The organism is Kitasatospora sp. HPM-01-4 (assembly GCF_051374625.1).
GTDB lineage: Bacteria > Actinomycetota > Actinomycetes > Streptomycetales > Streptomycetaceae > Kitasatospora.
The window spans coordinates 4,843,930-4,867,835 of record NZ_JBPQGP010000005.1; the positions used below are offsets into that span (position 1 = coordinate 4,843,930).

Below are 23,906 nucleotides of genomic sequence, written 5' to 3' on the forward strand. Positions count from 1 at the left end.
CCGCGTTGGAGCGTGCCCCGCGCCCCGGCCCGCCCGCCCCCGGGGAGCGGTCAGTCCAGGGCGCGCAGCTGGTCCAGGAACCACCGCTGGGGCGGGAGCGCGGTGGCCGCGGCGGCCAGGCGCTTGGTCCGGTCGGCGCGTTCACCGGCGGGCATGGTCAGGCCCCGGTGCAGGGCGTCGGCGGTGGCGACGATGTCGTACGGGTTCACCGGGAGGGCGTCGTCGGCGAGTTCGGCGTAGGCGCCGGCCTCGCGGGAGAGCACCAGGGCGCACCCGGCGTCGGAGACCACCGGAACCTCCTTGGCGACCAGGTTCATCCCGTCCCTGATCGGGTTGACCAGCGCCACGTCGGCAAGCCGGTAGGCGGCCAGCGAGCGCGGGAAGTCGTCGTTGACGTGCAGGATCAGCGGGTGCCAACTCGCCGTGCCGAACTCGTCGTTGATCTCCTGGGCGATCCGCTGGACGGCCGCCGTGTACTCCCGGTACTCGGGCAGGTCGTGGCGCGAGGGGTAGGCGAAGGCGATGTGCACCACCCGGTCCCGCCACTCGGGGCGGGTGCGCAGCAGGTGCCGGTAGGCGAGCAGGCCGCGGACGATGTTCTTGCTCAGCTCGGTCCGGTCCACCCGGACGACGGTCCGGCGCGGCGTCCCGTCGGCCGAGGCGCCGACCGACTCGCGCAGGGCGGCCAGCCTGGCGTCCACGTCCGGCTGGTGGGCCCGGGTGCGGAGGAAGTCGGCGTCGGCGCCGAGGCCGTGCACACCGAGCCGGACGGTGCGGCCGGCGGGGGCGCCCTCGGCCGGGGACGGGGGGAGGGTGACGGTGAGGGCGTCCCGGTCCACCGTCGCGCCGAGCACCGCCTCGCAGCAGTCGGCGAAGGCGAGGGCCCAGCGGAGCGTCAGGAAGGCCGCCCGGTCGGCGCCGAGGATGCCGTTCAGCACCGCCTCGGCGACGTCGTCCGGCAGCATCCGGTAGTACTCGGGCGGGGCCCAAGGGGTGTGCGAGAAGTGGCCGATGCGCAGGTCGGGGCGGAGTTCGCGGAGCAGGGCCGGGACCAGTGAGAGGTGGTAGTCCTGGACGAGCACCGCCGCGCCCGGGGCGGCCTCGGCGGCCAGTGCCCGGGCGAAGGCGGTGTTGTACGCCTGGTAGGACTCCCACTCGCGGCGGAACCGCTCGTCGAACAGCGGCGAGACCGGGGTGTCGTACAGCAGGTGGTGGACGAACCACAGGCTGGAGTTGGCGATCCCGTTGTAGGCGCGGTTGAAGGTGCCCGGGTCGATGTCGAGCATCCGCACGGCCTGGCCGCCGACCTCGAAGCCGCCCAGGTCCAGCCGGCCCTCGGGGGAGCGGCGGACCGCCGCGCGGTCGGCGTCGCCGAGCGCCGCGCAGACCCAGACACAGGAGGGGTCGTCGATCGAGGAGAGGCCGGAGACCAGGCCGCCACCGCCCCGGCGCAGGGTCAGTGAGCCGTCGTCCTCGAGGGTGAAGGACACCGGGCCGCGGTTCGAGGCCACCAGGATCGGTGCCCTGCCGGTCGGATTCGAACGTTCGGTCGCGAAGTCGGCCATCAGTCCTCTTCTCAGGGCCGCGGATTCATCCGAAGGGATGGGCTCCCGGTGTGCGGTGGCTGGGAGCACTGCGGATCCGTACGGTCGGTGACCTGCTCACAGGCAGCGGTCAGGGCTTGGCCGTCATGAGGTTCTGCGGAGCCGGGTGAGAAGCCTCCCCCTTGGCGGGGAGGAGTCACGAGGTTCCACGGGGCCACCGAGTGGGAAGCCCTCTCGTCGCGAGAGGGAGGGGTCACGTCTTCAACCTTGCCGGGCGGCACTGGCCGCAAACCACGCGCACCTCAGGCGGCACATCGCGGCGGCCGCACCGCGCGGGCCGTCACCCGGCGGCGCGGCGCACCGGGTGCTCCGCGTACTCCGGGACCGTCCGCATCGGGGGCCGCTCCAGCGCCGTGACCGGGTGGGTGTGGGAGGTGAAGCCGTGCTCGAGCGGGTCGCGGGTGAACTGGGTGAGGTGCGGGTGGACCAGGTCGGCCGCCGACTTGAGGCGGTGGGTGCGCTCCAGGCGTTCCAGGGCCGTGCGGTAGATGGTGGCGGCCATCCGGCCGAGGGCCTGCGCGTCCTGGTGGCGGTGGTGCCGGACGCCGACGTCCACCTGGGCCAGGGCGTCGAGGCCGACCTCGTCCAGCGCGTCCACCAGCAGGCCGAGTTCCACCCCGTACCCGGTCGGGAAGTGCAGCCGCTCCAGCAGTGAACGCCGCGCCGCGTACTCCCCGCCCAGCGGCTGGACGAACCCGGCCAGCTGCGGCCAGTGCAGGTTGAGCAGCGGCCGCGCGACCAGTTCGGTGACCCGGCCGCCCCCGGCGGGCACCACCGCGCCCTCGGTCTCCAGGGGCCGGTCGTACATCGCCTTGACCAGCTGGATCCCGGGATCGGTGAGCAGCGGCCCGACGATCCCGGAGACGAACGCCGGGTCGAACTCGCGCAGGTCGGCGTCGATGAAGCAGACGATCTCACCGGAGGTGGCCAGCAGCGAGCGCCAGAGCACCTCGCCCTTGCCGGGCACGGCGGGTATCCGCGGCAGCAGGTCGTCGCGGTGCACCACCCGGGCACCGGCGGCGGCGGCCAGTTCGGCGGTCCGGTCCACCGAGCCGGAGTCGACCACCACCAGCTCGTCGACCAGCGGCAGCCGCTCCATCAGTTCGCGCCGGATCGTCCGGACGATCTCCCCGACCGTCGGCTCCTCGTCCAGCGCGGGCAGCACCACGCTGACCGTGCCTGCCCGGCCGGCCGCCCGCTTGGCCGCCAGCAGCGCCTCGGCGGGACGGTCGGCGGCCGTCCAGGAATGGTCGCGCAGCCAGCGCTCCACCTCCGGCAACGGGGCCTCGGTCTGCTGGTCGAGCACGGTGTCGCTCCTTGTGGTCGGGTGGCAACGGACGGGTCCGTCTCGCGGGTCGGACGCTCTCCTTTGAGCTTGACACCTTCGGCTACAGTCTTCGTAACTCGGCCGGACCTTCGCATCGCGGGGTCGGTCGCGCCGCGTCACCGGCATCACCAGGGTGACCACAACTTCACAGAGCTCATCCAGAGGGACTGAGGGAACGGCCCGTTGACGTCCCGGCAACCTTCTCGCTCGGCAGGCACACAGGCCCCGGCGGGACAGGTGCCAATTCCGGCCCGTGACGCGACCGCGCCATGGGGAAGATGAGGAGAGAGGCCTCCGCCATCATGGCTACCGCTACCCAAGTACCTGTCGCCACCGTCGACCTCGGCCCCGCCACCGCGCTGTCCTGCCGCGAGTGCGGCACCCGCTTCCCCCTCGGTCCGAGCTTCGCCTGCCTGGAGTGCTTCGGTCCGCTGGAGATCGCCTACGACTTCGGCTCCGCGGAGGCTTCCGGTCAGGGCGCCGAGGAGCTCCGCCGGCGGATCGAGGCCGGCCCGGCCAGCATCTGGCGCTACGCCCCGCTGCTGCCCGTCCCGGCCGACGTGGCCGGCAAGCCCAACCTGAACCCCGGCTGGACCCCGTTGGTCAAGGCCGACAACCTGGGCCGGGAGCTGGGCTTCACCGCACAGCTGCACATCAAGGACGACTCCGGCAACCCGACCCACTCCTTCAAGGACCGGGTGGTCGCCTGCGCCATCGAGGCGGCCCGCGCCTTCGACTTCACCACCCTGTCGTGCTCTTCGACCGGCAACCTGGCCGGTGCGGTGGGTGCGGCGGCGGCCCGGGCCGGGTTCAGGTCCTGCGTGTTCATCCCGCACGACCTGGAGCAGGGCAAGGTCGTGATGGCCGGCGTCTACGGCGGCGAACTGGTCGGCATCGAGGGCAACTACGACGATGTGAACCGGTTCTGCTCCGAGCTCATCGGCGACCCGGCCGGTGCGGGCTGGGGCTTCGTCAACGTCAACCTCCGCCCGTACTACGGCGAGGGCTCCAAGACCCTGGCGTACGAGATCTGCGAACAGCTCGGCTGGCGGCTGCCGGAGCAGATCGTGGTCCCGGTCGCCTCGGGCTCCCAGCTCACCAAGATCGACAAGGGGCTGCGGGAGCTGATCGGGCTCGGCCTGGTCGAGGACCGGCCGTACCGGATCTTCGGCGCCCAGGCCGAGGGCTGCTCCCCGGTGTCCGCCGCCTTCAAGGCGGGCCATGACGTGATCCGCCCGGTCAAGCCGGACACCATCGCCAAGTCGCTGGCGATCGGCAACCCGGCCGACGGCCCGTACGTGCTGGACATCGCCCGCCGCACCGGCGGCGCGGTCGAGGACGTCACCGACGCCGAGGTGGTGGCCGCGATCAGGCTGCTGGCCCGGACCGAGGGCATCTTCGCCGAGACCGCCGGCGGGGTGACCGTCGGCGTGCTGAAGAAGCTGGTCGAGACCGGCCGGCTGGACCCGGCCAAGGAGACCGTCGCGATCAACACCGGCGACGGCCTGAAGACCCTGGACGCGGTGGCCGACGCGGGCCTGACCGCCACCATCCGCCCGACGCTGGACTCCTTCCGCGCCGCCGGCCTGGCATCCGCCTGATCCCGCCCGCCCGGCGCCTCACGACCACCCCACCTAGGAGCTTCGCACCATGAGCGCTTCCGTCCGCATCCCGACCATCCTGCGCACCTACACCGGCGGTGCCGCCGAGGTGACCGCCGAGGGCGCGACCCTGGCCGCCGTCATCGCCGACCTGGACGCCAACCACCCCGGCATCGCCGCCCGCATCCTGGACGACACGGGCCGGCTGCGCCGCTTCGTCAACGTCTACGTCAACGACGACGACGTGCGCTTCGCGGAGGGCCTGGCGACCGAGATCGGGGACGGCGCCAGCGTCTCGGTCATCCCCGCGGTGGCAGGCGGCTGCTGACCGCCCGACAGCCGGCCCCGACGCCCCGGGGCTAGCACACCGGAGCCGTCGGCGGGCATGGAATGCCTATTTCCGTGCCGGTCGGCGGCTCTTGGCATGTCGATGGAAAAGTGCGACCTGAAGTGGAGGTAAAGTGCGCACGTGCCGGCGGACTCCCCGTCGGCGGTACTCCGGGAGCGCGCGGCCCGCGGCCGGCCGGCTACTGACGCTCCGACAGCCGATCGGGTACGCAGGGCTCTTCCGGCCGCTGAGACGGACCTCGGGCAGTCTGCCGCAGAGGATGTCAGGACGACGTCAGAAATTCACCGGCGATTTGCGGCCGTTCGTCCATTATGCCCGGCAGGAATCGGCACGGTGTGCCGCTTTTATCCCACGGCTTCCGAAAGCTTCCGGATGGAATTCCCAGAAGTTGGGCCTGTTGCAGAGGGCACCTGTCCGGATACATTCAGCGGCGGTCGCACGCAATCACCCGTCGGCCCGGCAACTCCCGGGGAACGGCGGAGGTTTGCGGCGTGCACGGCTGCGCCCAGGGGGGGTTCCCCGGGCCTGCCTACCAGCCTGGGCCCGCACCCTGCGGGTCCGTGAAGGGCCAGCACAGCACAAGGGGAGTTCGGAATGGCTCAGGGCACCGTCAAGTGGTTCAACGCGGAGAAGGGCTACGGCTTCATCGCGGTCGACGGTGGTGCGGACGTGTTCGTCCACTACAGCGCGATCCAGATGGACGGCTACCGCACCCTCGAAGAGGGCCAGCGGGTCGAGTTCGAGATCTCCCAGGGGCAGAAGGGCCCGCAGGCGGACATGGTCCGCGCCGCTGCGGTCTGACCTTCCGGCCTGCGGAGGCCTCGGCTCGGTCACGAGCTGGCGCTCACGTCGATTCGAGCGGTGGGCCCGTACGACACCAGTCGTACGGGCCCACCGCCGTCTTCGGGGGTCCGGCCCCGTGGCGGCCGCGGCCGCCGTGATCGCCGACTGCCGGTCGACACTGTCGCATTGGGCTTGCACTCGGTATCCCAGAGTGCTAATCATTGGCGTTAGCACTCTCCGCTTGAGAGTGACAAACGGACCGGGTCGGTGAGGTCCCGGGGAGCGGTAGGGGAAAGGACCCCCGTTCCCGAGGGCCGTCCGTCGCGGGCACTCCTGGTCCGAGCAGTCGACCGTGTCCTGGAGGACCACTTCCGATGGCCAAGATCATCGCGTTTGACGAGGAAGCTCGCCGCGGCCTTGAGCGCGGCATGAACCAGCTTGCCGACGCAGTCAAGGTGACGCTGGGCCCCAAGGGCCGCAACGTCGTCCTTGAGAAGAAGTGGGGCGCCCCCACGATCACCAACGACGGTGTCTCCATCGCCAAGGAGATCGAGCTCGAGGACCCGTACGAGAAGATCGGCGCGGAGCTCGTCAAGGAGGTCGCCAAGAAGACCGACGACGTCGCGGGTGACGGCACCACCACCGCCACCGTGCTGGCCCAGGCCCTGGTTCGCGAGGGTCTGCGCAACGTCGCCGCCGGCGCCAACCCGATGGCCCTGAAGCGCGGTATCGAGAAGGCCGTCGCCGCCGTCTCGGACCAGCTGCTGGCCCAGGCCAAGGACGTGGAGACCAAGGAGCAGATCGCCTCCACCGCCTCCATCTCCGCCGCTGACACCCAGATCGGCGAGCTGATCGCCGAGGCCATGGACAAGGTCGGCAAGGAAGGCGTCATCACCGTCGAGGAGAGCAACACCTTCGGTCTGGAGCTTGAGCTCACCGAGGGCATGCGCTTCGACAAGGGCTACATCTCCGCCTACTTCGCCACCGACCTGGAGCGCATGGAGGCGACCTTCGAGGACCCGTACATCCTCATCGCCAACTCCAAGATCGGCTCGGTCAAGGACCTGCTCCCGCTGCTGGAGAAGGTCATGCAGAGCGGCAAGCCGCTGGTCATCATCGCCGAGGACGTCGAGGGCGAGGCCCTGTCGACCCTGGTCGTGAACAAGATCCGTGGCACCTTCAAGTCCGTCGCCGTCAAGGCCCCGGGCTTCGGTGACCGCCGCAAGGCCATGCTCGGCGACATCGCCATCCTCACCGGTGGCACCGTCATCTCCGAGGAGGTCGGCCTCAAGCTGGAGAACGCCGGTCTGGACCTGCTGGGCACCGCCCGCAAGGTGGTCATCACCAAGGACGAGACCACCATCGTCGACGGTGGCGGCGAGAGCGACCAGGTCGCCGGCCGGGTGAACCAGATCCGCGCCGAGATCGAGAACAGCGACTCGGACTACGACCGCGAGAAGCTCCAGGAGCGCCTCGCCAAGCTGGCCGGCGGCGTGGCCGTCATCAAGGCCGGCGCGGCCACCGAGGTCGAGCTCAAGGAGCGCAAGCACCGCATCGAGGACGCCGTTCGCAACGCGAAGGCCGCCGTCGAGGAGGGCATCGTCGCCGGTGGTGGCGTCGCCCTGCTGCAGGCCTCCTCGGTCGCGTTCGAGAAGCTGGAGCTGGACGGCGACGAGGCCACCGGTGCCAACATCGTCAAGCTCGCCGTCGAGGCCCCGCTGAAGCAGATCGCGGTCAACGCCGGCCTCGAGGGTGGCGTCGTGGTGGAGAAGGTTCGCAACCTCCCCAACGGCCACGGCCTGAACGCCGCCACCAACGAGTACGTCGACCTGATCGGCCAGGGCATCATCGACCCGGCCAAGGTCACCCGCTCCGCGCTGCAGAACGCCGCCTCCATCGCGGCTCTGTTCCTCACCACCGAGGCCGTCATCGCCGACAAGCCGGAGAAGGCCGCTGCCCCGGCCGGCGGCGGCATGCCGGGCGGTGACATGGACTTCTGATCCTCTTCGAGGATCGGCGAGTTCTGATCGTCTGCGAGGGCGGTCTCCCCACTGCGGGGAGGCCGCCCTCGCGGCGTTCCCGGCCGCCAAGTGACCTGCGGGACAATGGGTCAATGGCCAGCTCTGAGATCGAAACCGCCCTGCACACCGCCCGCGCCCTGGTCCTCGCCGACCTCACCGCCCGTGACGTCGCCGAGGCGGCGGTGGTCTCGCTGGTCGAGAAGGCGGTCGTCCACCGCCGCTGGTGGCTGGAGCAGTGGCCGGCCGGAGTCGAGTTCGTCCTCGGGCTGCTGGCCCAGGACATCCAGGACGCCCTGCTCGAGGAGTACGGGCGGTGGCCGCTGTGCACCGTCTGCGCGGCCGAGGGCGACCCGCATGCGCTGAGCGTGGAGCCGGAGTTGGGCCCGGAGCCGCACTGGGTGTGCGGCAAGAACGGCACCGTGGTGGCGCCGGTCGGGCAGCTGGTCTGAGCCCTGCCCCCGGAGGGTGTTCAGCCGAGCGCGGCGAGTTCGGCGGTCAGATTGGCCCGGGCCGGGGCGTCGAAGCGCTCCCGGGCCTCGGGAGTGCGGTAGAGGGCGGGCAGATCGAGCAACTGCCGCAGCACGGCGGCCCGTCCGGCGCGGAAGGCGTCCTCGGGGACGAAGCCGTACTCCTCCCGCACCGCCGCAGCGTATGCCGCGTACGCCTCGGGTGGGCCGCCGAGCACGGCCAGATCGGCGTCGCAGAGCACCTCGCCGTTGCGGTCCCCGGGCTCGGGGCGGTGGGTGGTGGTGAGCAGGACCAGCCGGACCACCTCGGCGGTCAGCTCCTCGGCCAGGCCGGCCTCGTGCAGTGCGCGGGCCGCCAGCCGGGCGCTGCGCTCCTCGTTCTCGGATCGGTCCGGCCGGTAGACCGCGTCGTGGAACCAGGCCGCCAGCCGGACGGCGTCCGGGTCCTCGGCGTGTGGGGCCAGCGCGTCAGCGTGGTCGAGTACCGCGGCGAGGTGCGCCGTGGTGTGGTACCGCCGCTGGGGCTCGGCCCAGCGGTCCAGCAGGTCGCGCCCGTAGGCCGCGGGGTCGGCGGTGGCGCCGCAGCGGGTCAGCAGGGCGTTCCAGCGGTCGAGCAGGTCGTCGTACCGGGGCTCGGTGGGCATGGCGGCCATTGTGGCGCAACGGGCGGACGGCGCGTCAGGGCGGGCGGCCGGGCAGGTGGGTACGGCGGTTCTTCCGCGGCGCGGCCGGTGGGGCGGCGACCGGGCCGCCGGTGGCCCACCGACCCGGGCACGGCCGGGGCGGGGAATGGCCCCCGGCCCGGGGCGAGGGCGGGTCGCCGGCCCGGGGCGAGGGCGGGTCGCCGCGCCGGAAGCCGGTGTGGCAAGGTAGCGATATGTCTAGACCAATCTTCGAAGTCATCGCGCTGACGGTGCAGGATGCCCAGGCGGCCGAGTCCGGCGGCGCCGACCGCCTCGAACTGGTCACCGACATGGCCGCCGACGGGCTCACCCCGTCGGTCGCCGACTTCGCGGCCATCCGGGCCGCCGTCTCCGTCCCGCTGCGGGTGATGCTGCGGATCCGCGACGGCTTCGCGCCGGGCGGCCTGGACGAACTCTGCGACCGCGCGGCCGCGCTGCGGGCCGAAGGGGCCGAGGAGTTCGTGTTCGGGTTCCTGGACGCGGACGGTGCCGTGGACCTGGCCGCCACCGCCGCCGTCGCGGAGGCCGTCGCGGGCTGCCGGTGGACGTTCCACCGGGCCATCGACCACAGCGCCGACCGGGCCGCGGTCCGGGCCGCGGTCGGCGAACTGCCGGGCCTGGACACCTTCCTGACCTCCGGCGCACCGGCCGGGGTGGGCGCCGGACTCGGCGTCCTGGCGGGAGAGCTGGCCAAGTCCGGCGAACCGGGCTACCGGCAGCGGATCCTGGTCGGCGGCGGACTGCGCGCCGAGCACGTCCCGGAGCTGCGGGCGGCCGGTTTCGACGCCTTCCACATCGGCGGCGCCGTCCGCGCGGGCGGCTGGACCTCCCCGGGCGACCCCGCCAGGGTCGCCGAATGGCGCGCCCTGATCGACGCCTGAGCACTGCTCGCCGGGGAGCGGCCGCGACCGCCGGGCGGCGCGGGGAGCGGAACGACCCGCCCCGCGCCGCCCGGCGGTCAGCTGCCCGCAGCCCGGACGGGCTAGCCCCGCAGCTGCTCGGGCAGGGGCTCGGAGTGGACCACCGTGAGGCCCGAGACCGCACGGGTCAGGGCGACGTACAGCCGGCGCAGGCCGGTGCGTTCGTCCGGTTCGCCCGCGACCACGGCGGCGGGCTCGTCCAGGACCACGTAGTCGTACTCGAGGCCCTTGGCGAGTGAGGCCGGGACCAGGGTGAGCCGGGCCTCGGCGCTGGTCTCGGTGCCGGGGTCGAGGAAGGGCAGCCCGGCCTCGGTGAGGGCCTCGGCGAGCAGCGGGATCCGGGCGTCGGCGGCGATCAGGCCGGTGGAACCCTCGCGGTCCAGCGCCTTGCGGCAGGACTCGACGACCGCCGGGACCAGTCCGGTGGACCCGTCCGGGACGCGTTCGATCGCCAGCGAGTCGGGGGTGTCGCGGATCGAGGTCGCCGGGGCCAGCCCGGGGGCGATCGCGGGGAGCAGCCGGGAGGCGTACGCGATGACCTCCTCGGGCACCCGGAAGCCGGTGGTGAGCTCCTCGATGTGGGCGGCGGACTTGCCCAGGTGCTGCAGGGCCTCGGGCCAACTGCCGGTCGCCCAGGGGGTGGTGCCCTGGGCGAGGTCGCCGAGGATGGTCGCCGAGCCGGTGGAGCAGCGGCGGCCGACGGCCCGGTACTGCATGGGGGAGAGGTCCTGCGCCTCGTCCAGCACCACGTGCCCGAGCGAGGGGGTGCGCTGCACCAGGTCGACCGCCTCGTCGACGAGCACGGCGTCGGCCGGGGTCCAGGGGGCGGTCTTCAGGGAGCGTCCCGGCTTGGGCCACCGGATCGCGGCCTGCTCCTCGGCGTCCAGGATCCCGTCAGCGCACTCGGCCAGGAACTCGGCGTCGGTGAGCAGCCGGTACACCAGCTTGGCCGGGTCGACCGGCGGCCAGCACTGCTTGACCACCGCCTTGACCGCCGAGTTGCGGGCGACCGCGTCCTGGACCCGGTCGTCGGGGGCCTCGCCGCCCTGCTCCATCTTCAGCAGGACGGCGTGTGCGATGCGCTGCGGCAGTGCCTCCCCGGCCGCGCCGTAGCGGGTGTCGCGGTCCTTCAACTCCTCGATGATCTCGACCAGTTCGTACACGGGAACCCGCCAGCGGCGGGAGCCCCGGACCACCACGCAGGGTTCGGTGGGCAGGCTGATCCCGGCCCGTACGGCGCGGCGCAGCACCTCGGCCATCCGGGCGCTGCCCTTGACGACGGCGGCCTCGGCGCTGTCGGTGCCGCGTACCTCGACATGGCCGACGAGTTGCTGGACGGTGGCCTGGGCGACGTCCAACTCGCCGAGGGCGGGCAGGACCTGCTCGATGTAGTGGAGGAAGGAACTGTTCGGCCCGATCACCAGGGTGCCGGTGCGGGCGAGCCGCTCGCGGTGCGCGTAGAGCAGGTAGGCGACTCGGTGCAGGCCGACGGCGGTCTTGCCGGTGCCGGGGGCACCCTGGACGCAGACCGTGCCGGCGATGTCGGCGCGGACGATCTCGTCCTGCTCGGGCTGGATGGTGGCGACGATGTCGCGCATCGGGCCGACGCGGGGCTTCTCGATCTCGGCCGCGAGCAGCGCGGAGCGGGTGTCGGACTCCGCGGGGTCGGTGAGGTTCTCGTCCTCGTAGGCGGTCAACTCGCCGCCGGTGTAGCCGAACCGGCGGCGGCGTTCGACGTCCATCGGGTCGTTGCGGCTGGCCCGGTAGAACGGCTGGGAGACCGGCGCGCGCCAGTCGATCACCATCGGGTCGCCGTCCGCGTCGTGCACGTGCCTGCGCCCGATGTAGAACCGCTCACCCGAGCCGCCCTCCCGTCGCCCGCCACCACCCTTGCTCGACACGCTTCGCGTGGCCCCTCCTGTTGCCAACTCCTCGTTGATGGCGTGCAGATAGTCCAGCCGGCCGAAGAACAGCGGGGTGTGGGCGAGGTCGGCCAGCGCGGCGATGCGCTGCTCGACCTGCTTCTGCAGGACGAGGGTGGAGACCCAGGTGCCGGTGACGTCGCGCAGGTCGAGGGACTCGACGTCCTCGCGCATGGCCTTCAACGCGGCTCTGGAGGAGGCCAGATGGTCGCGCTCGCGCTGCAGGGGATCGGTGGAGGGGTGGTCGGTGGGGGCGTGCACAGCGAACCTTCCCGGCTGCCCTCGCGATGGGGCAGCGGACTCGTGGTAGCTCACAGTGAAGGACACGGCCGGTTGCCGACCGGCCGGACCTCCCACGGCTGCCGACGGCTGGCACCACGGTTCGGGAGGCGGCAAGACCGGAGATCATAGACCGCCGCCGGGTCCTGCGCTAATCGTTTTCTCAGGGTCGGGTGCGCCCTGACGTAGGGGTCGCGTACGCCTGGAGAAGGACGGACGGCCCGGTCATCGCGCCCTTGGGACTGACGACCCGGCGGCGGGGCGGGACCTAGCGTTGAGGACATGAACAGCGAACGCGTCAAGCAGCACCGGCCCGCCAGGGGCACCGCCGGCAACCGCCGCCGCGGCCCGATGGCCCAGGCCGTCCGCAACATGGGGATCATGCTCGACACCGCCGCGCGGGTGGTCTTCCTCGGGCGCGACGGTGTCGGGCTCTGACCCCTCCTCAACTCCCGGTCGGCGGCCGCCGCCGACCGGTCGTGAGGTGCCCCGCTACACGTCGTCGGCGTCGATGATCCGGTACGCGTAGCCCTGCTCGGCCAGGAAGCGCTGCCGGTGGGCGGCGAAGTCCTGGTCCACGGTGTCGCGGGCCACCACCGAGTAGAAGTGCGCCGCGTGGCCGTCCGCCTTGGGCCGCAGCACCCGGCCGAGGCGCTGGGCCTCCTCCTGGCGGGAGCCGAAGGTGCCGGAGACCTGGATGGCGACGGTCGCCTCCGGCAGGTCGATGGAGAAGTTGGCCACCTTGGAGACCACCAGCACGCTGATCTCCTTGCTCCGGAACGCGTCGAAGAGCTTCTCGCGCTGGGCGTTGGTGGTCTCGCCCTTGATCACGGGTGCGTCGAGCGCCTCGCCCAACTCGTCGAGCTGGTCGATGTACTGGCCGATGATCAGGGTCTGGTCGCCCTTGTGCTTCCTGACCAGCGCCTCCACCACCCGCCGCTTGGTCGCGGTGGTGGAGCAGAACCGGTACCGCTCCTCGGGCTCGGCGGTCGCGTACGCGAGGCGCTCGGAGTCGGTGAGCGTGACCCGGACCTCGCAGCAGTCGGCCGGCGCGATGTAGCCCTGGGCCTCGATCTCCTTCCACGGCGCGTCGAAGCGCTTGGGCCCGATCAGCGAGAAGACGTCGCCCTCGCGGCCGTCCTCGCGGACCAGGGTCGCGGTCAGCCCGAGCCGCCGCCTGGCCTGCAGGTCGGCGGTGAACTTGAAGACCGGCGCGGGCAGCAGGTGCACCTCGTCGTAGACCACCAGGCCCCAGTTGCGGGCGTCGAACAGCTCCAGGTGCGGGTAGACGCCCTTCCGCTTGGTGGTCATCACCTGGTACGTGGCGATGGTGACCGGGCGGATCTCCTTGCGGGCGCCGCTGTACTCGCCGATCTCGTCCTCGGTCAGCGAGGTCCGCTTCACCAGCTCGTGCTTCCACTGCCGGGCCGAGACGGTGTTGGTGACCAGGATCAGCGTGGTCGACTTGGCCTCCGCCATCGCCGCCGCGCCGACCAGCGTCTTGCCCGCGCCGCAGGGCAGCACGACCACACCGCTGCCGCCGTGCCAGAAGCCCTCGACGGCCTGCCGCTGGTACGGGCGCAGCGCCCAGCCGTCCTCCTCCAGGTGGATCGGGTGCGCCTCGCCGTCCACGTACCCGGCGTGGTCCTCGGCGGGCCAGCCGAGCTTGAGCAGCACCTGCTTGATCTGCCCGCGCTCGGAGGGGTGCACGATCACGGTGTCGGGGTCGACCCGGGCGCCGACCAGCGGGGCGATCCGCTTGGAGCGCAGCACCTCCTCCAGCACCGGCCGGTCGGTGGTGGTGAGCACCAGGCCGTGCACCGGGTGCTTGAGGAGCTGGAGGCGGCCGTAGCGGCCCATGGTCTCGGCGATGTCCACCAGTAGCGCGTGCGGTACCGGATAGCGGGAGTAGGTCACCAGGGCGTCCACGACCTGCTCGGCGTCGTGCCCGGCGGCCCGCGCGTTCCACAGACCGAGCGGGGTGACCCGGTAGGTGTGCACGTGCTCGGGAGCGCGCTCCAGCTCGGCGAAGGGCGCGATCACCCGGCGGCAGGCGGCGGCCTTCGGGTGGTCGATCTCCAGCAGCAGCGTCTTGTCGCTCTGGACGATCAAGCAGGACACACATACCTCCACGATTAGGATCGTCAGGGTGACAGAGACCACAACTGCCACTGCTCGGGCCCTGCCCCGGGCCCGGCGCCGGAAGGGCGTTCCGGCCAACGCGCCTGGAATGCGCGCTTCTATCTATGTTCGCCTATCGCGCGAAACGGAGGAGAGTACTTCCCCGGAGCGCCAGCGAGCGGCCTGTGAGGCACTGTGCGCGGCGCGCGGATGGACCGTCGTAGCGGTCGAGGAAGACATCGACGTTTCCGGCTTCTCGCGCGGGCTGGAGCGTCCGGGGCTCCAGCGGGTTCTGTCGAGGCTACCCGAGCTCGATGTCATCGTGTTCTTCAAGATCGACCGACTTGCACGCTCCACCGTGGACTTCGCCGAGATCATGCGGATCACGGAGGCACAGGGCGTAGCACTGGCGTCCGCCACCGAACCGCTGGACCTCACGTCGTCCATGGGGCGCGCCATGGCGAAGGTCATCGCGGTCTTCGCCGAGCTGGAGTCCGACACCATCGGCATGAGGGTCTCCAGCGCTCACGAGCACCTGCGCCGTGAAGGCCGCTACACCGGGGGACGAGTCCCGTACGGCTACCGCGTCGTCCCGAATCCGGACGGCGCGGGCAAGGTGCTGGAGGTCAACGCGGAGGAAGCGAAGACGATTCACACGATCGTGGAGCGGGTGCTGGCGAAGGACTCGCTCATGACCATCGCGGCGGACCTGAGCAAGGGCAACGTGCCCTCTCCCGGCCACTCTTCGCGGCAGACAACCGGGAAGCGCAGCGACTCGAAGAAGTGGTACACGACCACGCTTCGGAGCCTGCTCACCAACCCGCAGTTGCTCGGCCAGGTGATCGAGGACGGCAGGCCCATCCTGCGCACGGACGGCCTGCCGCTGGTCAATCGCACCCCGATCCTGGACATGGACACCTGGCAGGCCCTCCAGGACGAGTTGGAGCGGCGCGCCAGCCCTGGCGACCGGCGGCGCGAGGGCACATCGCTGCTGCGCGGTATCGCGCACTGCGCGCTCTGCGGCTTCCGCATGTACACCTACGTGGCCAAGGGGCAGACCCGGTACCGGTGCATCGGTCGGTTGAAGAAGCGGCAAGGTGGTGAGCAGATCGACTGCTACGGCGTGAGCATCGCCGGTGAGGCGATGGAAGCGCAGGTGAAGGCGAAGTTCCTCGATGCGTTCGGTCGGCTCCCTGTGGTGCGGATGGTCGAGCACGTCGGCGAGGACTTCAGGCCGCAGATCAGGCAGGCGAAGGAAGCACTGAACGACCTTGAGAAGGACCGGTACGACCGTGGCCTGTTCAAGGGCGAGGACGGCGCGAACCGCTTCGCTGCGCAGTACGCCAAGCTCGAAGAGCGCATCGCCTCGCTGGAGGAGAAGCAGCGCCAAGCCAAGCCTGCTGGGGTGGTCGGGGTACCGACAGGGCAGACGTTCGCGCAGCACTGGGAGGCAGCTGACACGGCGGGCAAGCGTGATCTGCTACTTGAGGCTGGCGCGTACGTCGAGGTCTCCCCGGCCACGAAGAGCGGTCGCACGCTGGACATGTCTCGACTGGCCGTCCACCTCGGCGAGGACGGGAAGGTCCGGCGTGCCGACGCAGACGGTAAGGATGTTGAGCACGTGGTCCGAGAGTTCGTAATGCGTGAGGCGGAGGCGTAGGAGCCGCCCGTAGCGACGCATACAGCCCCTGTCTGGCAACCGCCCGGCGGGGGCTCTTTCGTGTCCGTAGACGGCCGTACAGCCGCTCGGGTCTCAGTCGGCCGGCGTGTCCGAAGCGTGTCGTTGGCTGTGGGCTTGAGTTGTTCCGAGCATGGCTGAGTGCCGTTCACGGCTCGGTGATGGGGAATCTTGGTGGCGGCTCGTCCGGCTCTCCTGGCAGCCTGTGTGACCTGCGGAGGTTCTGTCAGAGGCTCCGCTTAGGGTCGTGTGCGGCGTTGAACTTCGGTCGCAGTTTCGTCGGGGGAATGGCGGATCGATGTTGCTGGAGGGGGCGCTACATGGCCCTGCTTTGCCTCTTTGCACCCCACCCGGCACCCGGTCCCAGCCCTTGGGGCTACTGGCCTGTGGCGCTCCCGCCGCCAGTCTTCATGATCAACTAAGAGGCTGCGCAGATAGGCGGCTGGTCATGGGCGGCGTCGGGGGCGGGTGTCCCAGCGGTGGGTGGTCCAGGCTCGGCGGATCAGACTGCGGACGGTGATGACGGTGTCGGCGAGGTCGAAGAAGGCTTCGATGACGCTGGTGCGGCGCTCGTAGCAGCGGGCGAGGCGGTGGAAGGCGTTCTGCCAGGCGTGGGTGCGCTCGACATGCCATCGCCGGGTGGCCTGGACCGGCGCCTTGGTCCCCTTGCGCGCGATCTGACCGCACAGCTTCCGCTCGTCGAGCACGGCACGGGACTTGTCCGAGTCGTAGCCGGCGTCGAGGTGGACGGTGATCTCGTCGGGCAACGGCCCAAGTCCCTCCAGGAGATCGAGAGTTGGCGCCAGGAGCGGCGAGTCGTGGCGGTTGGCGCCGGCCAGGACGCGGCCGAGCGGGATGCCGTAGCCATCGGTCATCCCGGACCGTTTCATGCCCTGCTTGCCCCGGTCGACGGGTGAGCGTCCGGCCGCTTCGCCGCCGCCGGGGGCCTTGGTGATGGCGCCGTCCACGGCAATCTGGTCGAGGACGAGGCCGACGACGCGGTCATAGGCCTGGAGGGCGATCTGCTTCAGGCGGGCGAACAGGCCCAGGCCGATCCACTCGTCGCGGCGGCCTCGGATCGTGGCGGCCGAGCAGGTCGAGTCCGCTATCGCCTCGTAGGAGCAACCGAACCGCAGGACTTGGAGCAGCTTGTCGAAGACGATCCGGTCGCTGATCCGGCGTCGGTGGCAGCCCAGCGGGTGGGCTGGATCGAACTGTGGCCGCTGCGGCAGCAGGGCGGCGAATTGGTCCCAGAGCGGTTCGGTCAGCCAGAATGGCAGCACAGGCACAGGTCTCCCCAATGATCACAGAGCGTCGCAACTCCATGATCAAGGAACCTGTGCCTGTCTCGTCCGCCGACTGGTCCCACCAACCGCCTATCTGCGCAGCCTCTAAATGGATGAGGTGGGGTTCCGTTTGACGGCCCTTGATGAGTCGCGAGCTACATGCTCGGAGTGCGGTACTCCGCGCCCCCGGTCCGACCGTGCGACGTGCGGCGCGACGCTCTGTGTTGAGTCCGCCCGGTTGCAGGTTGCTGCCCGCCGTGCGCGGGAGGCGGTGCGTGCTGCCGCTGGTGCTCCCCGTTGCCATCGTTGCGATGAGCCACACGGCCGTGCTGCGTGGGCGCTGTATTGCGTGCCGTGTGCTGAGGAAGTGGACGAGTCCCGGCGTGCAGAGCACAGCAAGCAGTTGGAGCAGAAGCGGCAAGAGGCCGCCCGGAAGTCGTGCCAGGGGCCGAGGTGCTCGGAGCCTGTGGGCCTGTCAGGTGGCCGGGATCGTTCCTACTGTTCGGATCGGTGCCGTCGCGCTGCCGAGCACCTGCGTAAGCGCGCCCGGACCAAGTCTGAGCCGGTGCCTTGCCGACGTTGCGGTAAGCCTGTGGTCCTCAAGTTCCGTGATGGCGTGTGCCGTTCGTGTCAGAAGGTGCAGCGCATCGTTGCGCGCCGGGTGACGCTTCAACGTCGTGTGCGTGAGGCGCATGGGGATGCCGGGTGCTTCCACTGCTCCGCAGCGCTGCCAGAGGGGGCGTGATCGACCATCTGACCCCGATATCGCGGGGCGGGCTCTCGACGGTCGCCAACATGCGTGTGGTGTGCGTGGTGTGCAATACGTCGAAGAAGGACCGGCTGTTGGACGAGTGGTCTCCGCCGCTCCTGGTGGGACGCTGACTGCCCCCAGGAGCAGGCGGTTCGGTGCTCGGCGGCTATGACGGCTGGTGGGGCGGGTACTGGCCGTCAGGCTGCCCCCGTGCACCCCTGAGGTGCCCTGGCTGGTCACGTCGACCGATCGGGGCTTTCGCGTGCCCGCCCCACAGTGGGGGTGGTGGTGGAGTGACGGTTAGAGAGCTATTTCTAGGTTCTCTTAGACATGTCTAGAGAAACCAGATTTAGAGCTTCGAGCGTCACCACGTCACCACCGGGCGGGCGGGAACGAAGCCTCGGACCGGCTCAGCCGGCGAGGGAACCAGTCTCGCTGACCCAACGGCAGAGGGGCGCGACACCGGCCCCGCCTGGGCGCCGTCGGTCGGAGAGATCCCCGGTTCGAGTCCGGGGGCGGGCGCCAAGGCGAACGACGATTATAAACCGGGTTCAAGGGGTCGTTGCAACACCGCTGGTTTGGAGCGAGAGTAGCTGATCGCCGAGGGCCTCCGCAGGAGTTCTCCAGCCGAGTGTTTTCCGCGGCCGGGTATTGAGCGCGCCGGCGACGGCTTCGAGGTCGCGGGCGGTCCAGCGGGCCAGGTCCGTGCCCTTGCTCCGCAGCGCTGCCCTTCGGGACGAGTAGCAGCGCGCCAGCGCCCAACTGCTCATTCGGGCGACCCAAGCCCCCTGGCCGTCGCGCCGCTTTGGAAAGGTCCCCATAGCGGCGCAGCATGCTGTTCGTGACCTAGCGGACACGGACAGCACTGATCGCCTTGAGGTGAGGGAGTCTTTTATGCGCATTCGATCTGCCTGTGCCATCGTCGCTCTAGCGCTGGGCGCGACCGTCCTTGGGGCGGGTACAGCTGACGCGACGGGGCCGCTGAGCGGCACCAAGGTCCGCAACTGGCAGAGCGGCTTCGTCCTTGGAGTCGCGGGCAACTCGACCGTTGGCGGCGAGGGGATCCAGTATCAGACCGACACGAACGATTTGGCTCAGAAGTGGGCTATCGATCCGGTCACCACCACGACCTTTCTTCTGCGCAACCTCAATAGTGACATGTGCATCACTGCTGTGAACAGTAACGGGGACGCGCTTCAGCAGCGTCCGTGCGACCCTCGCTGGAGTGAGCAGATCTTCTCCCTGTTGGACTCCAGCAAACCCAATCGGTACCTGCTGAAAAACCAGGACCGCGGCACATGTATGAACCCCGCCAACGTCTCTGTAGGCGCCTACGCCGTACTCGTCGACTGTGCCGCCAATGTCGGCCACGGGTACACCCAGCACTCGTTCGATGTCCGCTGACCTCACTTCAGTGCCAGGCCCCCTCTCCAGGAGGGGGCCTACTCATGTCTCCGCCAGAGATGAGGCCATAACGTCCTTTCGGGGTTAAGCCCCGCTCTGCCGAGGAGGCCCCCCGTGCCGCGAAGACCCCGCCCCCTTGCCCGATCCCCGGGTGCCCCGAGCTGGCCACTGGTGGCCGCTGTGAGCGGCACAGGCGCGAGGCTGAGGCGCAGCGAGGGACGACCGGGCAGCGCGGCTACGGGACCCGCTGGCAGCGCATCCGGAAGGCGTACATCTACGCGAACCCGTGGTGCCTGCTCTGCGGCAGGGCGTCGACCGTTGCTGACCATTTCCCGCTGTCGCGAAGGCAGTTGGTCGCTCAGGGTGTGGCGGATCCGGACGCGTGGCACAGGTTTCGGCCGTTGTGCACTGTGTGTCACAACCGTGAGACCGCGAAGAATCAGCCTGGCGGTTGGGCTGCTGAACGAGTCAAGCCCAAATCAGTGTGATCGCAGAGAACTTCGAGCCTGCCCCCAGGCGGGTGCCCCCTGCCCCTCCCGGCGCTGATCGGCAGTGAGCGGAAACTCTCGCACGGCTATTTGGACCCTTTGCGCGGACACGCTCCGTCGTCATCCCCACCCCGGGTTCGACATAATTCGGCAGCCTGGAGTGGCGAATCCGGGGTCTGACCTGGGCGGACGTGCTTGTGACCGCCTGGAGGGCGTTTCTCTAGGCGGTCGCGTTTCTGCTGGTCAGCGGGTTGCGGGCTGAAGCGCGACGACCTGCTTGGGGACGGGGATCTGCAGCTTCGCGAGCAGGTCCCGCTGAGGCTTCGTCAGGGCGGTGACCTGCTGGAACGTTCCGGTGGGGCCGGTGAAGGTGCCCAGGTGGAGGCGGTCGAGCTCGCGTCGGATGTGCGGCCAGGTGTCGCCGGTGGTGGTCTCGGTGATCCTGATCAGCAGGAGAGCGAGCCAGCACAGGACGACGTGGGCTCGGATGCGTTCTTCGAGTCGGTGGTAGACGGGCCGCAGGTCGATGATCTGCTTCATGTCGCGCCAGCCGCGCTCGACTTCCAGCAGTTGCTTGTAGCCGAGCGCGATGTCCTCGGCGCTCAGGTGAGGGTCCGAGCAGCGCAGGAGGTACTTCCCGTCGAGGTTCTCCTCAGCCTTGATCTTCGCCTGGTCGATGCGGAGCTTGCCGGCCGGGGTGGCGCGAAGGTAGCGGTTCAGGCCGGGCTTGTCGGCGATCCTGCCGCGCAGTTCGCCCCGCTTGAAGTCGCTGAGCTTGTCGGTGTCGGCGATCAAGTCGGCAAGTTGGGCGACGAGTTGTTCGCGCATGTGCCGGTCACGCTCGGCCGCTTCAGGGTTGTGGCAGATCACGAACCGGTCGGTGTCGGATATCCGCACTTCCTTGACGCGCATGTTCTCGCCGACGTCCTGGTAGCGGCCCTGCCGGGACAGGGCGGCCTGCACCTCGGGGCTCCCGGAGCGGAGCTTCTCGCCGATGATGTAGGCGTGGTCGCCCTTGCGCAGGTAGCGGCGGTTCTCGGCGGAGGAGAATCCGCGGTCGGCCACCCACACGATCTTGGAGAGGGTCCAGTCCCGCATCTCGTCCTTGACCTGCCGGATCAGGGTCTGGTCGGAGGCGTTGCCCGGCCAGCACCAGCAGCGCACCGGGATGCCGTCGCGGGTGACGGCCATGCCGATGACGATCTGCGGCAGGTCGTCGCGGGAGTCCTTCGACTTGCCGTAGGTCCGGAACCCGACCGGCTTCGCGTCGCCGCCTGCCTGGCCGTCGCCCTCCAGCCTGCGGCCGGCGTTGTCGCGGGCGACCGGCTCGTCGGGCTCCTCCAGCTCGAAGTAGGTGCTGGTGGTGTCGAAGAACAGCAGGTCCACCTCCAGGTTCAGCAGGTTCGCGACCTCGTCGAACACCTGCTTCTCCAGGTCGTCCTTGACCTCGTGCAGCCAGTCCATCGCCCGGTAGCAGGTCTGTTCGCCGGCATCGGCCAGGCCGTCGATGTGCACGTCGTTCGTGATCCAGTCCGCGGCTGCGAGCTTCGAGGACGGGGCCAGCGCGCGGTTGGCGACAAGGGCGAACAGCACCCGCTCGGTCGCGGCCATGTCCCGGCGGCGACCCCGCTTGGGCTGCCCGACTCGGCCCACGATTTGATCGATCCGCAGTCGGCGCCAGAGGTGGTCGAGTACGTAGGCGCCGCCGAACGGCACCGAGGAGACGAACTCCAGGTCGGAGGCGGCGGTCGCGGCCAGGGTGTCCCCCGGCTCCAGCAGCCTCGATAGAGACGCGACCAGGCGCTTGACCGCGTCGCGGTCCAGGTCGTCCTCGCGGCCGAAGGTGAACAGCACCTTCGGCACCGCCCGCCCCTTCACCGGGTCCCACTCGTTGTGGGCTAGGTGCAGGTACCGGACCGTCCCGGACTTGTTCTCCCGCTTCGTCGTCTTCACGTACACGACTCCAGACGATAGGCCGAAGCAGCAGGCCAGCGCAGGAGAATCAGAAAAGTCGCGTCTCTAGGCATTCTCGGGCGCCAGCACCCACCGCAGCCCGATGACCTGCACGTTCAACCCCGGAGACCCTCTAGAACCCGCGAATTACGTCGAACCCGGGCCCACGGTCTCGTCACTCGGCGTTGCGCCGAGGGGCGAAAAGGTCGAAACTCCAGCCTTTTTCCTATCTCTTCTTACTCGCGTTAGGGGGTTTAGAAAATAAGGGTTAGTTGGGCACTTTGGACCTTTGGTGCGACGGGGAGTGCGCGGACGGGGTGGGGGTGACCCTGGCGCGGGGGCGCCGGGGATCGTTGAGGTGCTGGGTCCCGCTGCCCGTACGGGTCTGGGGGCACACCGGGGGTGGGTCGAACTCTGGGCATGAGGCACTGAGGGACCCGGCCCCCGGGGGTGCGCACGTCGTCGCGAAACAGAGACCCGGGGGTATGCCTGGAGGCATCGTGACGGTGGGTCACCTTCGGAAGGCTTCTCAGAAACGATGGTTTGTGAGACGGTCGGCGAACGGGCCTCGGAAGAGATGGTTAGGCGTTCAAAACCCGTCTCAAAACCTGCCTGAAACCCCTGGTGTTGTGAGACGAGTTCTGAGACGATCTGGGCATGGCGACGAACAAGACCACCGGCCACCTGATCGGCTACGCGCGAGTCTCCACCGACGACCAGGAGGCGCAGCTTCAGCGTGACGCGCTGCGGGAAGCAGGCTGCTCCCGGATCTTCACGGACAAGGCGAGCGGGAAGAGCACGGACCGTCCGGAGCTTGCAGCCGTGCTGGACTACGTCCGCCCCGGGGACACGCTGTGCGTGTGGAAGCTGGACCGGTTCGCCCGCTCGCTGATCGACCTCGTGACGATGGTGGACGCGCTGTCGGTCCGGGGGATCGGGTTCAAGGTGCTGACGGGGGCCCTTGCGAGCATCGACCCGAACACGCCGGATGGACGGCTCATGCTTCAAGTTGTGGGTGCCATGGCCGAGTTCGAGCGGTCGCTGATCAAGGAGCGCACACAGGCGGGGTTGAACGCCGCGAAGGCGCAGGGCCGGACCGGCGGCCGTCCGGCTGTGATGGACGCTGACAAGCTGACGATAGCCCGTGCCCGCCGTGCCAAGGGGGAGAGCGTGACCGCGATTGCGAAGGCGCTGGGCGTTTCCCGCGCGACGCTGTACCGGGCCCTCGGGGATGACAAGTAGCCGCCCCTGCAAGCCCTCTGAGAGCCGTCTGCCCCGCTGTGGGTGGGCGGCTCTTCGCCTGTCTCTGGTGCCGGGGCGTAGCCGCTGTGAAAGCTCGGCGCGGTGCCGCTCGGCGTTCCCGGCCCCAACTCGCCGCACGCGCCCTGGGTGTGATCCATTTTTTAGCCCAAGCTCTCCACCGGCCGGGCGTACTCTCACCTCCATGGCGAGCGAGCATCTTGGGGAGCGCTTGGCGCGGCTCCGCCGACTGGCTGACCTGACCCAGGAAGGGTTAGCGGCGAAGTCGGGCGTATCGGTGGATGTCGTTAAGAAGCTGGAGCAGCGACGCAAGCACTCTGCTCGGTTGCCGACGCTGCATGCCTTGGCGAAGGGTCTCGGGGTGGAGGTGACGGCGCTGCTCGGGGACCCGCCCGCTGTGCCGTCCACGGGGGACGCGGAACCGCCTGAGCTGGTCGCGGTGCGCCGGGCCATCATGCCGCCGTTGTTTGCTCCACCGCCGACGCCGGACGGGGCTGACGCTCTGTCCCTGCCCTTGCTCCGTGCAGAGATCGCGGAAGCCTGGACCCTCTACCACGCCGCCGACTTCGGCAGGGTCATGGAGCTGCTTCCCGGGATCATCGCGGATGCCCGGCTTGCGGCTGCTGTCGGCACAGGCCGTGACAGGCTGGCCGGCCAGCATGCCCTGGGCAAGGCACTGCAACTCGGTGGCCACCTCGCAATCCGACTGGGCAAGACCGACCTGGGGCTGTCCAGTCTGGAGCGCGCCATAGGTGCTGCCGACTCGTCCGAGGACCCGCTGTTGCCCGCGATGATCTGCAACTCGGTGGCCTGGGCGTACCAGCGTCAGAACCGATTGGACGACGCGCAAGCCTTGGCGGTACACGCTGCGGACGGGGTGGAGCGGGACCACGTGACCAGCGCTGAGGGGTTGCGGGTCTGGGGCGGCTTGGTCATGTCTGTCGGCGGCGGCTGAACCGTGACCCACTTTGGGCGTTTGAGTTCTGACCCTTTTATGCCCTTTTGCGTC

General features: G+C 69.9%; 18 protein-coding genes, 2 pseudogenes and 1 riboswitch. Of the genes and pseudogenes, 12 read left to right on the forward strand and 8 right to left on the reverse strand.

The features are described from left to right. Positions 1–50: 50 nt before the first annotated feature. Both ACSMTC_RS21095 and ACSMTC_RS21100 read right to left on the reverse strand, forming a co-directional pair. Positions 51–1,565 carry an alpha,alpha-trehalose-phosphate synthase (UDP-forming) gene (locus tag ACSMTC_RS21095; protein WP_436561266.1) on the reverse strand — a complete coding sequence of 505 codons (1,515 nt, stop codon included), beginning with the start codon at positions 1,563–1,565 and terminating at the stop codon, positions 51–53. Between the two features lie 319 nt (positions 1,566–1,884). Beyond that, positions 1,885–2,910, reverse strand: a complete 1,026-nt coding sequence (locus ACSMTC_RS21100; protein ID WP_436561267.1) for a glucosyl-3-phosphoglycerate synthase — start codon at positions 2,908–2,910, stop codon at positions 1,885–1,887. Positions 2,911–3,082: 172 nt separating this feature from the next. Next, positions 3,083–3,216, forward strand: a riboswitch (SAM riboswitch). A 17-nt stretch (positions 3,217–3,233) separates the two neighbouring features. On the opposite strand from ACSMTC_RS21100, the gene thrC reads away from it, so the two are divergent. The 5 genes from thrC to ACSMTC_RS21125 all read left to right on the forward strand — a co-directional run bounded on the left by thrC (position 3,234) and on the right by ACSMTC_RS21125 (position 8,134). Next, entirely contained in the window at positions 3,234–4,532 is a 1,299-nt protein-coding gene (gene thrC, locus ACSMTC_RS21105; RefSeq protein WP_436561268.1) for a threonine synthase, read from the forward strand. Between the two features lie 49 nt (positions 4,533–4,581). After that, positions 4,582–4,860 carry a MoaD/ThiS family protein gene (locus tag ACSMTC_RS21110; RefSeq protein WP_436561269.1) on the forward strand — a complete coding sequence of 93 codons (279 nt, stop codon included), beginning with the start codon at positions 4,582–4,584 and terminating at the stop codon, positions 4,858–4,860. Positions 4,861–5,475: 615 nt separating this feature from the next. Beyond that, positions 5,476–5,682 carry a cold-shock protein gene (locus ACSMTC_RS21115; protein WP_344637795.1) on the forward strand — a complete coding sequence of 69 codons (207 nt, stop codon included), beginning with the start codon at positions 5,476–5,478 and terminating at the stop codon, positions 5,680–5,682. Between the two features lie 356 nt (positions 5,683–6,038). Continuing rightward, the gene (gene groL, locus ACSMTC_RS21120) at positions 6,039–7,664 is read left to right on the forward strand and encodes a chaperonin GroEL (RefSeq protein ID WP_436561270.1); all 1,626 of its coding nucleotides are present in this window, start codon (positions 6,039–6,041) and stop codon (positions 7,662–7,664) included. A gap of 113 nt (positions 7,665–7,777) precedes the next feature. Further along, entirely contained in the window at positions 7,778–8,134 is a 357-nt protein-coding gene (locus ACSMTC_RS21125) for a hypothetical protein (protein ID WP_436561271.1), read from the forward strand. A gap of 20 nt (positions 8,135–8,154) precedes the next feature. On the opposite strand, the gene ACSMTC_RS21130 is transcribed toward ACSMTC_RS21125, so the two are convergent. Then, complete coding sequence (locus tag ACSMTC_RS21130; RefSeq protein WP_436561272.1) at positions 8,155–8,796, reverse strand: HD domain-containing protein; 642 nt, start codon at positions 8,794–8,796, stop codon at positions 8,155–8,157. Positions 8,797–9,029: 233 nt separating this feature from the next. On the opposite strand from ACSMTC_RS21130, the gene ACSMTC_RS21135 reads away from it, so the two are divergent. Then, entirely contained in the window at positions 9,030–9,716 is a 687-nt protein-coding gene (locus ACSMTC_RS21135) for a copper homeostasis protein CutC (protein WP_436561273.1), read from the forward strand. 101 nt (positions 9,717–9,817) lie between these two features. Here the strand turns inward: ACSMTC_RS21135 and ACSMTC_RS21140 are convergent, their stop codons facing one another. Then, on the reverse strand, positions 9,818–11,938 hold the full coding sequence (locus ACSMTC_RS21140; RefSeq protein ID WP_436561274.1) for a HelD family protein: 2,121 nt from the start codon (positions 11,936–11,938) through the stop codon (positions 9,818–9,820). Positions 11,939–12,238: 300 nt separating this feature from the next. Here ACSMTC_RS21140 and ACSMTC_RS21145 point away from each other — a divergent pair, with 300 nt between their 5' ends. Next, positions 12,239–12,394 carry a hypothetical protein gene (locus ACSMTC_RS21145; protein ID WP_436561275.1) on the forward strand — a complete coding sequence of 52 codons (156 nt, stop codon included), beginning with the start codon at positions 12,239–12,241 and terminating at the stop codon, positions 12,392–12,394. A 54-nt stretch (positions 12,395–12,448) separates the two neighbouring features. Here the strand turns inward: ACSMTC_RS21145 and ACSMTC_RS21150 are convergent, their stop codons facing one another. Continuing rightward, on the reverse strand, positions 12,449–14,077 hold the full coding sequence (locus ACSMTC_RS21150; protein ID WP_436561276.1) for a DNA repair helicase XPB: 1,629 nt from the start codon (positions 14,075–14,077) through the stop codon (positions 12,449–12,451). Between the two features lie 28 nt (positions 14,078–14,105). On the opposite strand from ACSMTC_RS21150, the gene ACSMTC_RS21155 reads away from it, so the two are divergent. Continuing rightward, positions 14,106–15,737: a recombinase family protein gene (locus ACSMTC_RS21155; protein WP_436561277.1), complete on the forward strand. Its 1,632-nt coding sequence runs from the start codon at positions 14,106–14,108 to the stop codon at positions 15,735–15,737. Between the two features lie 464 nt (positions 15,738–16,201). Here ACSMTC_RS21155 and ACSMTC_RS21160 read toward each other — a convergent pair whose 3' ends face one another. Continuing rightward, complete coding sequence (locus ACSMTC_RS21160) at positions 16,202–17,044, reverse strand: IS5 family transposase (protein WP_436557603.1); 843 nt, start codon at positions 17,042–17,044, stop codon at positions 16,202–16,204. Positions 17,045–17,782: 738 nt separating this feature from the next. Between ACSMTC_RS21160 and ACSMTC_RS21165 the strand changes: the two genes are divergently transcribed. Beyond that, positions 17,783–17,923 (forward strand): HNH endonuclease, encoded by a 141-nt coding sequence (locus ACSMTC_RS21165; RefSeq protein WP_436561278.1) that lies wholly within the window; start codon positions 17,783–17,785, stop codon positions 17,921–17,923. 420 nt (positions 17,924–18,343) lie between these two features. Here ACSMTC_RS21165 and ACSMTC_RS21170 read toward each other — a convergent pair. Continuing rightward, a pseudogene (locus ACSMTC_RS21170) lies at positions 18,344–18,505 on the reverse strand (IS30 family transposase); the annotation flags it as partial. A 181-nt stretch (positions 18,506–18,686) separates the two neighbouring features. On the opposite strand from ACSMTC_RS21170, the gene ACSMTC_RS21175 reads away from it, so the two are divergent. After that, the gene (locus ACSMTC_RS21175; RefSeq protein ID WP_436561279.1) at positions 18,687–19,196 is read left to right on the forward strand and encodes an RICIN domain-containing protein; all 510 of its coding nucleotides are present in this window, start codon (positions 18,687–18,689) and stop codon (positions 19,194–19,196) included. Between the two features lie 731 nt (positions 19,197–19,927). On the opposite strand, the gene ACSMTC_RS21180 is transcribed toward ACSMTC_RS21175, so the two are convergent. Continuing rightward, positions 19,928–21,643 (reverse strand): IS1634 family transposase, encoded by a 1,716-nt coding sequence (locus ACSMTC_RS21180; protein ID WP_436561280.1) that lies wholly within the window; start codon positions 21,641–21,643, stop codon positions 19,928–19,930. Positions 21,644–22,294: 651 nt separating this feature from the next. Here ACSMTC_RS21180 and ACSMTC_RS21185 point away from each other — a divergent pair. After that, positions 22,295–22,879 carry a recombinase family protein gene (locus ACSMTC_RS21185; RefSeq protein WP_436561281.1) on the forward strand — a complete coding sequence of 195 codons (585 nt, stop codon included), beginning with the start codon at positions 22,295–22,297 and terminating at the stop codon, positions 22,877–22,879. Positions 22,880–23,081: 202 nt separating this feature from the next. Continuing rightward, positions 23,082–23,837: pseudogene (locus tag ACSMTC_RS21190) on the forward strand (helix-turn-helix domain-containing protein); the annotation flags it as partial. Positions 23,838–23,906: the final 69 nt, after the last annotated feature.

Coding starts and splice junctions, on each gene's coding strand:
- ACSMTC_RS21095 (WP_436561266.1), bottom strand. CDS start 1,565: ATGGCCGACTTCGCGACCGAACGTTCGAATCCGACCGGCAGGGCACCG.
- thrC (WP_436561268.1), top strand. CDS start 3,234: ATGGCTACCGCTACCCAAGTACCTGTCGCCACCGTCGACCTCGGCCCC.
- ACSMTC_RS21110 (WP_436561269.1), top strand. CDS start 4,582: ATGAGCGCTTCCGTCCGCATCCCGACCATCCTGCGCACCTACACCGGC.
- ACSMTC_RS21115 (WP_344637795.1), top strand. CDS start 5,476: ATGGCTCAGGGCACCGTCAAGTGGTTCAACGCGGAGAAGGGCTACGGC.
- groL (WP_436561270.1), top strand. CDS start 6,039: ATGGCCAAGATCATCGCGTTTGACGAGGAAGCTCGCCGCGGCCTTGAG.
- ACSMTC_RS21125 (WP_436561271.1), top strand. CDS start 7,778: ATGGCCAGCTCTGAGATCGAAACCGCCCTGCACACCGCCCGCGCCCTG.
- ACSMTC_RS21130 (WP_436561272.1), bottom strand. CDS start 8,796: ATGCCCACCGAGCCCCGGTACGACGACCTGCTCGACCGCTGGAACGCC.
- ACSMTC_RS21135 (WP_436561273.1), top strand. CDS start 9,030: ATGTCTAGACCAATCTTCGAAGTCATCGCGCTGACGGTGCAGGATGCC.
- ACSMTC_RS21145 (WP_436561275.1), top strand. CDS start 12,239: ATGAACAGCGAACGCGTCAAGCAGCACCGGCCCGCCAGGGGCACCGCC.
- ACSMTC_RS21175 (WP_436561279.1), top strand. CDS start 18,687: ATGCGCATTCGATCTGCCTGTGCCATCGTCGCTCTAGCGCTGGGCGCG.
- ACSMTC_RS21185 (WP_436561281.1), top strand. CDS start 22,295: ATGGCGACGAACAAGACCACCGGCCACCTGATCGGCTACGCGCGAGTC.